The 13,003-nt window shown below is 57.8% G+C and carries 11 protein-coding genes; 1 reads left to right on the forward strand and 10 read right to left on the reverse strand.

Annotated features, from left to right (window positions below; all coding sequences use genetic code 11):
• The 5 genes from sucA to sdhC all read right to left on the reverse strand — a co-directional run bounded on the left by sucA (position 1) and on the right by sdhC (position 6,137).
• Positions 1 to 2,814, reverse strand: a complete 2,814-nt coding sequence (gene sucA, locus UN63_RS07070) for a 2-oxoglutarate dehydrogenase E1 component (RefSeq protein ID WP_104486072.1) — start codon at positions 2,812 to 2,814, stop codon at positions 1 to 3.
• 95 nt (positions 2,815 to 2,909) lie between these two features.
• Positions 2,910 to 3,626 carry a succinate dehydrogenase iron-sulfur subunit gene (locus UN63_RS07075; protein WP_104486073.1) on the reverse strand — a complete coding sequence of 239 codons (717 nt, stop codon included), beginning with the start codon at positions 3,624 to 3,626 and terminating at the stop codon, positions 2,910 to 2,912.
• A 15-nt stretch (positions 3,627 to 3,641) separates the two neighbouring features.
• Positions 3,642 to 5,408, reverse strand: a complete 1,767-nt coding sequence (sdhA, locus tag UN63_RS07080; protein ID WP_104486074.1) for a succinate dehydrogenase flavoprotein subunit — start codon at positions 5,406 to 5,408, stop codon at positions 3,642 to 3,644.
• A 1-nt stretch (position 5,409) separates the two neighbouring features.
• On the reverse strand, positions 5,410 to 5,754 hold the full coding sequence (gene sdhD, locus UN63_RS07085; protein ID WP_104486075.1) for a succinate dehydrogenase, hydrophobic membrane anchor protein: 345 nt from the start codon (positions 5,752 to 5,754) through the stop codon (positions 5,410 to 5,412).
• On the reverse strand, positions 5,748 to 6,137 hold the full coding sequence (sdhC, locus tag UN63_RS07090) for a succinate dehydrogenase cytochrome b556 subunit (protein ID WP_244905168.1): 390 nt from the start codon (positions 6,135 to 6,137) through the stop codon (positions 5,748 to 5,750). Before sdhC ends, sdhD begins: the two co-directional genes overlap by 7 nt.
• A 406-nt stretch (positions 6,138 to 6,543) precedes the next feature.
• Here sdhC and UN63_RS07100 point away from each other — a divergent pair, with 406 nt between their 5' ends.
• Positions 6,544 to 7,830 carry a citrate synthase gene (locus tag UN63_RS07100; RefSeq protein WP_104486078.1) on the forward strand — a complete coding sequence of 429 codons (1,287 nt, stop codon included), beginning with the start codon at positions 6,544 to 6,546 and terminating at the stop codon, positions 7,828 to 7,830.
• A 400-nt stretch (positions 7,831 to 8,230) separates the two neighbouring features.
• Here the strand turns inward: UN63_RS07100 and fbp are convergent, their stop codons facing one another.
• From fbp to msbA, 5 genes are all read right to left on the reverse strand, one after another.
• Positions 8,231 to 9,250 carry a class 1 fructose-bisphosphatase gene (gene fbp, locus UN63_RS07105; protein WP_104486079.1) on the reverse strand — a complete coding sequence of 340 codons (1,020 nt, stop codon included), beginning with the start codon at positions 9,248 to 9,250 and terminating at the stop codon, positions 8,231 to 8,233.
• A 110-nt stretch (positions 9,251 to 9,360) separates the two neighbouring features.
• On the reverse strand, positions 9,361 to 10,110 hold the full coding sequence (gene kdsB / locus UN63_RS07110) for a 3-deoxy-manno-octulosonate cytidylyltransferase (RefSeq protein WP_104486080.1): 750 nt from the start codon (positions 10,108 to 10,110) through the stop codon (positions 9,361 to 9,363).
• Positions 10,107 to 10,295 (reverse strand): Trm112 family protein, encoded by a 189-nt coding sequence (locus UN63_RS07115; protein ID WP_104486081.1) that lies wholly within the window; start codon positions 10,293 to 10,295, stop codon positions 10,107 to 10,109. The genes kdsB and UN63_RS07115 overlap by 4 nt, the downstream gene beginning before the upstream one ends.
• The gene (gene lpxK / locus UN63_RS07120) at positions 10,285 to 11,247 is read right to left on the reverse strand and encodes a tetraacyldisaccharide 4'-kinase (RefSeq protein WP_104486082.1); all 963 of its coding nucleotides are present in this window, start codon (positions 11,245 to 11,247) and stop codon (positions 10,285 to 10,287) included. The genes UN63_RS07115 and lpxK overlap by 11 nt, the downstream gene beginning before the upstream one ends.
• Positions 11,247 to 12,998: a lipid A ABC transporter ATP-binding protein/permease MsbA gene (gene msbA / locus UN63_RS07125; RefSeq protein WP_104486083.1), complete on the reverse strand. Its 1,752-nt coding sequence runs from the start codon at positions 12,996 to 12,998 to the stop codon at positions 11,247 to 11,249. The genes lpxK and msbA overlap by 1 nt, the downstream gene beginning before the upstream one ends.
• Between the last annotated feature and the right edge of the window lie 5 nt (positions 12,999 to 13,003).

Here is a 13,003-nt window from a genome sequence, read left to right on the forward strand (position 1 = left end):
TTATGCTTTGGTCAGCGTCAGTGCGTCTTCGACCAGCGCTTTTTGTTGTTGTAAGTGAACAGAGGTGTAGCCCACTGCCGGCGATGCGGAGGCTTCGCGACCTGTATAACGCAGGTTCGCTCCCGCCGGGATCGCAGCACGGAAGTGGTGCTGGCTGCAATACCAGGCCCCCTGGTTTTGCGGCTCTTCCTGACACCAGACGAAGTCGGTCACGTGCTGGTAGTCGGCAAAAATCGCGGCAACCTCTTCCTGAGGGAACGGATACAATTGTTCGATCCGAATAATGGCCACATCCGTTTGTTCATGCTTGCGCCGTGTTTCCAGCAAATCGTAATACACCTTGCCAGAACACAGAACAACACGCTTGACGCCTTTGGGATCCAGATCATCAATTTCGCCGATGGCATTCTGGAAAGTACCGCTAGCCAGGGTTTCCAGCTCGGAAACTGCCAGCGGATGACGCAGCAGCGACTTGGGCGTCATCACTACCAGCGGGCGGCGCATGGGTCGTATTACCTGACGACGCAGCATGTGGAACACCTGTGCCGGTGTGGTAGGCACACAAACCTGCATGTTGTGCTCGGCGCACAGCTGCAGATAACGCTCCAGACGCGCACTTGAGTGCTCCGGGCCCTGACCTTCATAGCCATGGGGCAGCAGCAGGGTAAGACCGCACATCCGGCCCCACTTCTGCTCACCGGAACTCAGGAACTGGTCGATCACCACCTGGGCACCGTTGGCAAAGTCACCGAACTGGGCTTCCCATACGGTCAGGCCTTCCGGCTCGGCGGTGGCATAGCCGTATTCGAAGGCCATGACCGCCTCTTCGCTCAGCACAGAGTCATACACCTGGAACTGGCCCTGGCTGTCGGACAGATGACACAGCGGGGTATAGGTGCTGGCATCGTTCTGGTTGTGCAGTACCGCATGACGATGGAAGAAAGTGCCGCGGCCGGAATCCTGACCGGTGAGGCGCACTTCATAGCCGTTGTCACACAGGGTGGCGTAGGCCAGCACTTCGGCAAAGCCCCAGTCCGCCAGTTTCTCGCCCTTGGCCATCAGCTTGCGATCGGCATAGATCTTGCCTACCTGACGCTGCAGGGTATGGCTCTCCGGGTACTCGGTGACCCGCTCGGCCAGCTCTTTCAGCTTGTCCAACTGATAGTCCGAGTCGTAGTTCATGTCCCACTCGTGACCCAGGTAGGGAGACCAGTCGACGGAGTGCTTCTCCATCGGACGCCATTCCTTGACCACACACTCGCCACTGTCCAGCAAATCACGGTATTCGTTGATCATCACTGTGGTGTCTTCCGGCGAGATGGTGCCCTTGGCAATCAGCTGATCGGCATAGATCTTGCGCGGAGTCGGGTGTTGCTTGATTTTCTTGTACATCAGCGGCTGGGTCGCACTCGGCTCATCGGCCTCGTTGTGACCATGACGGCGGTAACAGACCAGATCGATCACCACATCACGACCGAACTCGTTACGATAATCCAGCGCCAGCTGAGTCACCTGTACCACGGCCTCCGGATCATCCGCATTAACGTGGAAGATCGGCGCCTGCACCATCTTGGCGATATCGGTACAGTATTCGGTAGAGCGGGTATCGCGCGGGTTGGAGGTGGTAAAGCCAACCTGGTTGTTAATCACGATACGCACTGTGCCGCCCACACCGTAGCCTCGGGTCAGCGACATGTTGAAGGTTTCCGCCACCACGCCCTGACCGGCAAAGGCCGAGTCGCCGTGAATGGTGATCGGCAGCACCTTGCGGCCATCCGGGTTGGACAGTCGGTCCATGCGCGCACGCACCGAGCCGATGACCACCGGGTTGACGATTTCCAGATGCGAGGGGTTGAAGGCCAGCGCCAGATGCACGGAGCCACCCGGAGTCTCGAAGTCGGAGCTGAAGCCCATGTGGTACTTCACATCGCCCGAACTCTGTACTTCGTACTTGCCGGCAAATGCATCGAACAGGTCCTGAGGACGCTTGCCCAGCACGTTAACCAGCATGTTCAAGCGGCCACGGTGGGCCATGCCGATCACGACTTCACGACCACCATTCTCACCGAAACGGCGGATCAGCTCTTTGGTCATGGGCACCAGGGCATCGCCCCCTTCGAGGGAGAAACGCTTGGCGCCGGGGAACTTGGCGCCCAGGTATTTTTCCAGGCCTTCGGCCGCATTCAGGCTGTCGAGAAAACGCAGCTTGTCTTCCTGGCTGAATTTAGGCTCGCCGACTACTGGCTCAAGCTGACTTTGGATCCAGCGCTTTTCTCTGGTGCTGGTAATGTGCATATACTCGGCGCCAACCGGGCCGCAGTAAGTCTTTTTCAGCGCCGAAACCAGATCCTTCAGCTTCATGGTTTCCTGGCCGATGGCATAGGAACCCACGTTGAAGGTGGCGTCCAGATCGGCGCCAGTCAGGTTGTGGAACGCCGGGTCCAGCTCGGCCACCACCTTGCGATCCCACAAACCGAGCGGATCCAGGTTGGCATTCTGATGGCCACGGAAACGATAGGCGTTGATCAACTGCAGAACCTTGACCTGCTTGGCGTCAGTGTGGGGATCACTGACAGGAGTAGCATAGCGGGAGGTGTCTTTGGCAAGGCGGCGGAAGTAATCTCTTACTTGCGAATGAGGTTGATCCGGTACGTTCTCTTCTTGCACCGGCAGGCCGTTGAATACGGTCTGCCATTGCTCGGGAACGGACTCAGGATCGGCAAGGTAAGCCTCATAAAGGTCTTCTACATAGGTCGCATTGGCACCGGCCAGGTAAGAAGATTCCAGCCAGGCTTGCATTACGCCATTGTGCATCTTTATCCCTTTGTTACGTCTTGACAGGGCTACTGTCGTTCTGGTCATCGAGTCAAAGCCGCCCTCGCGGGCGGCGGATTATCTAGCTGGGACGATTAAACCGCCCGTTTCAACAGCATGGACTTGATGTGACCAATGGCCTTGGTGGGGTTCAGGCCTTTGGGACATACATTCACGCAGTTCATGATGCCATGGCAGCGGAATACGCTAAAAGCGTCATCCAGTTCGGACAGTCGTTCGTCGGCAGCGGTGTCGCGGCTGTCGGCCAGCCAGCGGTAGGCAGCCAGCAAACCGGCCGGGCCGATAAACTTGTCCGGATTCCACCAGAAAGACGGACAGGCCGTTGAACAGCAGGCGCACAGAATGCACTCGTACAGTCCATCCAGCTTGGCGCGTTCTTCCGGTGACTGCATGTGTTCCCGTGCCGGCGGTAATTTATCATCGGCAATCAGGAAGGGTTTAACCTTTTCCCACTGGGTGTAGAACTGGCTCATGTCGATCACCAGGTCACGCACCACCGGCAGGCCCGGCAGTGGCCGAATCACCACCTTGTTATCCTTGCCCAGCAAGTCGGACAGCGGCGTAATACAGGCCAGGCCGTTCTTGCCGTTCATGTTCATGCCATCGGAGCCACAGACACCTTCACGACAGGAACGACGGAAAGACAAGGACGGATCCTGTTCTTTCAATGCCAGCAGGGCATCCAGCACCATCATGTCGGAACCTTCGGCTACGTCCAGCCGATAGTCTTTCATGTAAGGCTTGGCATCGGTTTCCGGGTTGTAACGATAAACTGAAATAGTGACTTGCATCTTTATCCCCTCCCCTTAGTAAGTCCGCGCTTTCGGCGGGAATGCGTCACGAAGATTCGGTGACATATTCACGGACCGTCTGCTCATGGACTCGGTTTCCGGGCTGTACAGGGAATGACACAACCAGTTTTCGTCATCACGCTCCGGATAATCGAAACGAGAGTGAGCACCACGGCTTTCGGTGCGGAAGTTCGCGGCCACGGCGGTGGCGTAAGCGGTTTCCATCAGGTTGTCCAGTTCCAGACATTCGATACGCTGGGTATTGAAGTCACGGCTGGTATCATCCAGACGGGCGTTTTTGAGGCGCTCACGAATCTTCTTCAGCTCGGCCAGGCCGGACGCCATGGCATCACCTTCGCGGAATACCGAGAAGTTGTGCTGCATGCACTGTTGCAGATCTTTCTTGATCTGTGCCGGATCTTCGCCGTCGCGATTATTTTCCCAACGGTTATAACGGGCCATGGCCGCGTCTATATCCGCATCGGTAGCGTCTTTGATATCGGTCAGCTCGTTCAGGGCTTCAGTCAGGTGGCGACCCACTGCGCGACCGAACACCACCAGATCCAGCAGTGAGTTACCGCCCAGACGGTTGGCACCGTGTACCGATACGCAGGCAATCTCGCCGACCGCAAACAGACCTTTCACCGGCACATCTTTACCATCGGCATCGGTGGTCAGCGCCTGGCCGTTCACGTTGGTCGGAACGCCGCCCATCATGTAGTGACAGGTAGGAATAACCGGAATCGGCTCTACCACCGGATCCACGTGAGCGAAGGTGCGCGACAGCTCGCAGATGCCAGGCAGACGGGATTCGAGTACGTCCTTGCCCAGGTGATCCAGTTTCAGCTTCAGGTGCGGACCCCAGGGGCCATCGCAGCCGCGGCCTTCGCGGATCTCGATCATCATGGAACGGGCGACCACGTCACGACCGGCCAGGTCTTTGGCGTTGGGCGCATAACGCTCCATGAAGCGCTCGCCGTCCTTGTTCAGCAGATAACCGCCTTCACCGCGGCAACCTTCGGTCACCAGGGTACCCGCGCCGGCGATGCCGGTGGGGTGGAACTGCCACATTTCCATGTCCTGCACCGGCACGCCGGCACGCAGGGCCATACCCACGCCGTCACCGGTGTTGATATGTGCATTGGTAGTGGACTGGAAGATCCGACCGGCACCGCCGGTAGCCAGAATAGTGGCCTTGGCCTTGAAGTACACCAGCTCGCCGGTTTCGATATCGATGGCGGTACAACCCACCACGTCGCCGTCCTGGTTTTTCACCAGATCCAGCGCATACCATTCGGAGAAGACGGTGGTCTTGTGCTTGACATTTTGCTGATAGAGGGTGTGCAGCAGGGCATGACCGGTACGGTCGGAGGCCGCGGCGGTACGCGCCGCCTGTTCACCACCGAAGGCCTTGGACTGGCCGCCGAAGGGACGCTGATACACCTTGCCGTTGTCGAAGCGAGAAAAGGGCAGTCCCATTTTTTCCAGCTCGAGAATGGCTTCGGGGCCACTCTGACACATGAATTCGATCGCGTCCTGGTCACCGATGTAATCGGAGCCCTTGACCGTATCGTACATGTGCCATTCCCAGTTGTCCTCGTGGGCATTACCCAGCGCTACCGTAATACCACCCTGGGCGGATACGGTATGAGAACGGGTAGGAAAAACCTTGGACAAGAGCGCACAGCTCTTGCCGGACTCGGCTATTTGTAGCGCGGCACGCATGCCTGCTCCACCGGCGCCGATCACCACGGCGTCGAATTCGCGAATTGTAATAGTCACCTTATACACCCCACAGTACGACGATACCGGTCAGTACATAAACCAGCAGTAACACCACTATCCCAAACTGGGCCAGACCGCGCCACAAGGCCGGTTTGACGTAGTCAGACAGCACCTGCCAGGCACCAATCCAGCCGTGCATCAGCATGCTGAACAGCGCCAGTAGCGTAAACACCTTGGTAAAGGTCTTGTCGAAGAAGCCCGTCCAGACATCGAAGGTGATGTCGTTGAAGGCGATAAAACCCACCAGGTAGAGGGTGTATAAGGTCAGAATAACGGCCGACGCGCGCATCAACATAAAGTCGTGTACGCCGCTGCGACCAAAGGTTGCAGAATTGGTTACCATACCATTACCCCCGCCAGCAGTGACAACACGATAGTCACACCGAACGCCACCTTGGCGCTCAGCGCACCCGACTCCAGCTCTTCACAGTAGCCCAGGTCCATAATGAGGTGGCGAATGCCGCCTACTATGTGGTAGGCCAGCGCAGTCAGGACACCCCAGAGGATAAAGCCGACGAAGAAACCGTCGAGAATATCCACAACTGCCTTAAACCCGTCTTCGGAAGAAAGCGAGTAACTCAGCAGCCACAACAGGATGGCAAGTGCGAACAGCGTGATGACACCGGAAACCCGGTGCAGGATGGATGCGATTGCAGCGACAGGTTGGCGAATAGTCCGTAGGTCGAGGTTTACAGGTCTCTGTTTTTTAGTCACGGTCTTGCCCACTAGCTCCATTGAGCACGTTAGTTATTGTTTTAACGGATAAAGCCCGGATATACGAAATGGGATATGAGAGAAAATGCGCACGGAAATCCGGATGCCCGAGGGCGTTCTGAACACCAGTGATTACATTTACAACAGACCCAAAACTGCACCATATATCCTCGGGGTCCAGTATATGGAGGAGAAAAATAATTACAATGAAGGGTCTGCTGCAATTGCCAAATGTGTAAAGCCGATCGCACAACGACGTCAACCCCTTGTCCACCGCGTCGAGGAAAATTGACATTACCCCCCGGTTCTGTTTTCAATATGCCCGCACCATGGGAGGCAATAGTAGTTAGATATTTAATTGAACTATGTAAAAATGCCTATCCGTGGACCTATTATAAGAAAGCGAAGGAGACGTGCTATGGCTGACCAAAAGGCCACTCTACACTTGCCCGGCAAGGAACCCATTGAGCTTCCAATCGCCTCAGGCACTGCTGGTTATGATGTGATTGACATCACCACGCTGGGCTCACATGGGTACTTCACCTACGACCCCGGTTTTATGGCCACTGCGTCCTGCCAGTCCGAAATCACCTATATCGACGGTGACAAGGGCATACTGCTGCACCGCGGCTATCCCATCGACCAACTGGCCCAAAACGCCAGTTACCTCGAAGTCTGCTACCTGCTGCTGTACGGAGAGGCGCCCACCGCCAAGCAGTTCGATCAGTTCCAACGCCTTATCATGCGTCATACCATGGTACACGAGCAGCTGTCGTCCTTCTTCAAGGGCTACCGCCGTGACGCTCACCCCATGGCTATCGTCTGTGGTGTTATTGCCGGCCTGTCGGCCTTCTACCATGATCCGATGGACATCAATAACCAGGAACACCGGGAAATTGCCGCGCATCGCATGGTTGCCAAGATGCCGACCATCGCCGCCATGGCTTACAAATATTCCATCGGCCAGCCGTTCGTTTACCCGCGTAACGACCTGAGCTATGCGGCCAACTTCCTGCAGATGATGTTTGCCGTGCCGTGCGAAGACTACAAGGTCAACCCCATCGTCGAGCGCGCCATCGACCGCATCTTCACCCTGCATGCGGATCACGAGCAGAACGCTTCTACCTCGACCGTGCGCCTGGCCGGCTCCAGTGGTGCCAACCCCTTCGCCTGTATCGCCGCCGGCATTGCCTCGCTGTGGGGCCCCGCTCATGGGGGTGCCAACGAAGCTTGCCTGATGATGCTGGAAGAAATCGGCTCTGTGGATCGTATTCCCGAGTTTATCGATCGCGCCAAGGACAAGGACGACCCCTTCCGTCTGATGGGCTTCGGTCACCGGGTTTACAAGAACTTCGACCCGCGTGCCACCGTGATGCGCGACACCTGTCACGAAGTGCTGGACGATCTGAAAATCGAAGATCCGCTGCTGGACGTGGCCATGGAGCTGGAGCGTATCGCGCTGTCAGACCCCTACTTCGTCGATCGCCAGCTGTACCCGAACGTCGATTTCTATTCAGGCATCATCCTGAAGGCCATCGGTATTCCGACCTCCATGTTCACCGTGATCTTCGCCCTGGCGCGCACCGTGGGCTGGATGTCACACTGGAACGAGATGATGTCCGATACCAAGCAGAAAATCGGTCGTCCGCGCCAGCTGTACACCGGTGCACCCGAGCGTGAGTTCAAATCTCAGGTCGAGAAATAACCGCCGTTAAGCATTACCGCTAAACAGCAAAAAGCCGGCATCAAGTGCCGGCTTTTTTAGGGTGAAGAGAAAGCGCAGCGCCTGCGTTGTATGCATATTGCACGAATGTAGGCACTGCTTTAGCTGTGCAATATCGCGCTGCGATATCCCAACTCAGGTTTTTTCTGTACCGCTCTAAATGTTAAACCCACAGACCCATTCGGTGGCATGAGAACTCGTGCACCAGAACCTGCTGCGCAGGTTTTCGCGGCTAAAGCGCGCGACTACATTCGTGCAATATGCATGTGACGACGCCGCCGATATTTTCATACAGCCACAACAACAACACCGAACCTGTCGGGTTCGGTGTTTTGTATTTTACTTACAGCTTATCGCTGACGGCTTACCGCTTTGTGTTCGCTTATTCCGCTTCGTGGCTGGAATACTCAGCCATCAGTTCACCGGCCTTGTCGACCATCTTGCTCGAGCCCACAAAGTAGGGGGTGCGCTGATGCAGCTCGGTCGGCTTGATTTCCATGATACGGCGGAAACCATCGGTCGCCTTGCCACCGGCCTGCTCGGCCATGAACGCCAGCGGGTTACACTCATACAGTAACCGCAGCTTGCCCTTGGGGTTGCTGGTGCCGGACGGATAGATATAGATGCCGCCCTTGAGCATATTCCGATGGAAGTCCGATACCAGAGAGCCGATATAACGTGAGCTGTAGGGGCGCCTGGTTTCTGCATCTTTTTCCTGACAGAACTTCAGGTACTTCTTCACCCCTTCCGGAAACTTGATGTAGTTGCCTTCGTTGATGGAGTAGATGGTGCCCTGCTCGGGAATACGAATGTTCTCGTGAGACAGGCAGAAGGAGCCCAGGGTCGGGTCGTAGGTAAAGCCGTGCACGCCGTTACCGGTGGTGTAGACCAGCATGGTGGAAGAGCCGTACACCACGTAGCCGGCGGCCACCTGGTTCACGCCCGGCTGCAGGAAGTCTTCGATACCGACCGGCTGACCGGGCTCGCTGATGCGACGGTAGATGGAGAAAATGGTACCGATGGACACATTCACGTCGATGTTGGAAGAGCCGTCCAGCGGATCCATCAACACCACGTATTTGGCATTACACTGACTCTTGTCATCGAAGGCCACAAAGTGGTCTTCTTCTTCAGACGCAATGCCACAGACTTCGCCACGGGCTTCCAATGCCGCTTTAAATACGTCATTGGCGAACACATCCAGTTTCTGCTGTGTTTCACCCTGCACGTTTTCACTGCCATTGCTGCCACCAATAATGTCGGTGACAAGGCCGGCCCGGTTGATTTCCCGGTTCACCACCTTGGCGGCGCGACGGATAGACGACAACAGCGACGACAGCTCGCCGCTGGCGCTGGGGTATTCAGCCTGATTCTTAATGATGTATTCACCCAGGGTAATCATATAGTTCCTCGAACGTTTTCTTGAGACGCTTAGCCGCCATAACTGCGGGGCAATGTACCCCGTTAACGCTTTTATTGCATAATTTTTTGCTTATCGGACTGAGCCCGGCGTCAGCGAACAGCCAGCTGCCGACGTACTGCTTCCAGATCCTCCGGGGTATCAACCCCCGGCGGCGGTATCTCACAGGCATCGGCCAGCGCTATCGACTCGCCATGCCAGAGCACTCGCAGCTGCTCCAGTTTTTCCAGCTGCTCCAGCGGGCTGACCGGCAACGCCAGGTAGCGGCGAATAAAACCGGCCCGGTAGGCATAGATGCCGATATGCCGTCGGCAGTGGCCCAAATCCGGTGTGCCGTCGGCCATGCCATCCCGGTCGAAGGGAATGGCGGAGCGGCTGAAATACAGTGCTCGTCCGGCGTCACTCTGCACCACCTTGACCACATTGGGGTCGGTCAGCTGAGCTACGTGCTCAAGCGGGGTGGCCAGTGTCGCCATGGGCGCATCGCTGTCGGCCAGCAGGCCGGCCACCTGATCTACCAGAGTCGGCGGCAGCAGCGGCTCGTCACCCTGCACATTCACGACGATGTCATCCGCCGCCAGCCCCAGCAGTTCAACCACCTCGGCCAGGCGTTCGGTGCCGGACTCATGATGGGCGCCGGTCATGCAGACCTCGACGCCGCTGTGTGCCAGCGCATCGCGAATACGAACATCGTCGGTGGCCACCACGACCCGGCCGGCGCCGCTCTGTTGCGCCTGCTCCGCCACTCGCAGAATCATCGGCTTGCCGTGAATATCGGCCAGCGGCTTACCGGGCAGACGGGTCGAACTGAAACGGGCGGGGATCACCACGACGAAGCTCATGCGGGCAGCTCGTCCAGGTCCAGTTTGCGGGCCCGATTTTCCAGCAGTACCGGAATATTTTCGGTAATGGGATAAGCCAGTCGATCGAAGCGGCAAACCAGTTCGTTATGGGTCCGGTCCAGCTGTAACTTGCCCTTGCATACCGGGCAGGCAATAATTTCCACCAGTTTGGCGTCAATCGCCATGATCTAGCTCCTTGAGTCGAGTTAAAAGCAGTTGTTCGAATTCGGCGGGCAATCGGGCATCCACCGGCACAAACCAGGTATTGTCATGACCCCCCGGCCATTTGACGGCGTCTTTTTCGGTAATCAGCAGCGGCGCCGACTGCAAGCCGGTGAGTTGCTCAGGGGTCACCGCCTTGTGATCGGCCAGCGCCAGCCGCTGTTCCAGTATAAAGCCCAACTGCTCCAGGGTCGTAAAAAAACGCGGCGGATGACCGATGCCCGCCAGGGCATGAATGCGGTCGCCCGGCTCGGGGGTGGCCTGTGTGCCGCCGACCGCTTGCAGGGCACCGGGTTCGAGCGTCATCTGGTACTCTCCGGCATAGACCGGGCCGCCATTATTGATAATCGCATCCACCCGGTCCAGCCGCCACAAGCCCTCGCGCAGGGGGCCCATCGGCAGCAGGTGGCCGTTACCGAAGCGTCGCTTGCCATCCACCACCACCAGTTCGATGTCCCGGGCCAGGGCGTAATGCTGCAGGCCGTCGTCGCTGATGATGATATCAACTCCCAGGGACGCCAGCAGGGCCGCCGCCTCTCCCCGTTTGGGGCCAACGACCACGGGGCAGCCGGTGCGCCTGTGGATCAGCACCGGCTCGTCACCGGCCTGCCCGGGCCCGGTGTTCGCCTCAAGCAACAGCGGATACTGCTCGGCTTTGCCGCCGTAGCCGCGGCTGATCACCCCGGGGGTATAACCCTGCCGGCGCAGCCACTCTACCAGCCAGACAACCAACGGTGTCTTGCCGTTGCCGCCCACGGTCAGGTTACCGACCACCACCACCGGCACCGGCGCCCGGTACACCGCCTTGCTCCCCCGCCTGAACAGCCAGCGGCGCAGGCCGCTGACCAGCGCAAACAGCACGCTCACGGGGGCAAGCAACCACAGCCAGGTGGCGGTTTTGTACCAGGCCTGCATCAGCCCTCGCCGTACTGAATGCTTCTGAGCTGGGCATACACGCCCTGGCGCTCAAGCAGCTCGAGGTGAGAGCCCCGCTCCACCACCCGGCCTTCGTCGATCACCAGGATTTCGTCGGCGTTTTCGATGGTAGACAGGCGATGGGCAATCACCAGCGCGGTTCTGTCTTTGCGCAGGGCGTCCAGCGCCGCCTGAATATGGCGCTCAGACTCGGTGTCCAGCGCCGAAGTCGCCTCATCCAGGATCAACAACGGCGCATTGCGCAGCAGGGCCCGAGCGATGGCGACACGCTGACGCTGACCACCGGACAGGCTGGCACCGTTTTCGCCGATAATGGTGTCGTACCCCTGTTCCAGCTTGTTGATGAATTCATCCGCATAGGCCACCTTGGCCGCCGCGATAATTTGCTCCCGGCTGTATTTGCCTTCGGCCGCATAGGCGATATTGTTGGCGATGGTGTCGTTGAACAGATGTACCTGCTGGGACACCAGCGCAAACTGACGGCGCAAATCGCTCAATTTGTACTCGCGCAGGTCCACGCCGTCGAGGCGGATTTCGCCGGCATCGATATCGTAGAAACGGGTCAGCAGGCTGGCGATGGTGCTCTTGCCGGAGCCGGAGCGACCGACCAGTGCTATGGTCTTGCCGGGCTCAAGTGTGAAACTCACGTCCTTCAGCGCCGCATTTTCCTTGGTGGGATAGGTAAAGCCGACCCGGTCAAATTCGATCTGGCCACGGGCCCGGTCCAGAGGCCGGGTGCCCTGATCCTTCTCTCCTTCGCTATCGATCAGGCCGAACAGACTCTGACAGGCGGCGATACCGCGCTGATAGGAGGCATTGACCTGGGTCAGGCTCTTGAGCGGGCGCATCAGCATCATCATGGAGGTGACGATGACGGTAAAAGTGCCGGGGGTCAGTTGGTCCTGAATGTTGTCGAAGGTAGAGACATACAAGAGGATGGCCAGGGCGCTGGAGGCAATCACCTGTACCAGAGGGGTACCGATGGAGTCTGCCGCCACCATCTTCATGTTCTGCTGGCGCACCGCATTGCTGACCCGGTGAAAACGACCCGACTCCACCTTCTGGCCGTTGAACATCAGCACTTCTTTATGGCCTTTCAGCATCTGCTCCGTGCTGCTGGTGATGTTGCCCATCGCATCCTGCATGCCGCGACTGAGGCGACGAAAACGACGGCTGATCACCGCTATCATGACCCCGACTACGGGACCGACCGCGAAGAAGATCAGCGACAGCTGCCAGGAATGATAGAACATCAGCCCCAGCAGGCCGATCACGGTGGCGCCTTCGCGCACCAGGGTCACCAGGGTCGAGCTTGCCGCCGACGACACCTGAGAGGCGTCGTAGGTCACCTTGGACAGCAGGTTGCCGCTGTTATTGCGATCGAAAAAGGCCACCGGCATCGCCATCAGCTTGCCGAACACCTGCTGCTGCAGCGACATCACCACATGGTTGCCGACCCAGGCCATGCAATAGCCAGACAAAAAGGTACAGACACCGCGCAGAAATACGATGCCGATAACAAACAGCGGCATCCATTTCAGCACGTTGGGATCCTGACCGGTGAGTCCTTCATCGATCAGTGGCTTGATGGAATAGACAAAGGTGGTATCGACGGCCGCATAGCCCGCCATGCCGATAATGGCGGCCACCAGACCGAGTTTGCGCTCCTTCACATACCCCAGCAACCGCTTGAGCACGGGCCAGGAAGAGGAGTGGTCATCTTGGGACATAAAGT

The sequence above is a fragment of the Oceanisphaera arctica genome (genome assembly GCF_002936955.1).
Classification (GTDB): Bacteria; Pseudomonadota; Gammaproteobacteria; order Enterobacterales; family Aeromonadaceae; genus Oceanimonas; species Oceanimonas arctica.

Coding starts and splice junctions, on each gene's coding strand:
- sucA (WP_104486072.1), bottom strand. CDS start 2,814: ATGCACAATGGCGTAATGCAAGCCTGGCTGGAATCTTCTTACCTGGCC.
- UN63_RS07075 (WP_104486073.1), bottom strand. CDS start 3,626: ATGCAAGTCACTATTTCAGTTTATCGTTACAACCCGGAAACCGATGCC.
- sdhD (WP_104486075.1), bottom strand. CDS start 5,754: ATGGTAACCAATTCTGCAACCTTTGGTCGCAGCGGCGTACACGACTTT.
- UN63_RS07100 (WP_104486078.1), top strand. CDS start 6,544: ATGGCTGACCAAAAGGCCACTCTACACTTGCCCGGCAAGGAACCCATT.
- fbp (WP_104486079.1), bottom strand. CDS start 9,250: ATGATTACCCTGGGTGAATACATCATTAAGAATCAGGCTGAATACCCC.
- kdsB (WP_104486080.1), bottom strand. CDS start 10,110: ATGAGCTTCGTCGTGGTGATCCCCGCCCGTTTCAGTTCGACCCGTCTG.
- UN63_RS07115 (WP_104486081.1), bottom strand. CDS start 10,295: ATGGCGATTGACGCCAAACTGGTGGAAATTATTGCCTGCCCGGTATGC.
- lpxK (WP_104486082.1), bottom strand. CDS start 11,247: ATGCAGGCCTGGTACAAAACCGCCACCTGGCTGTGGTTGCTTGCCCCC.
- msbA (WP_104486083.1), bottom strand. CDS start 12,998: ATGTCCCAAGATGACCACTCCTCTTCCTGGCCCGTGCTCAAGCGGTTG.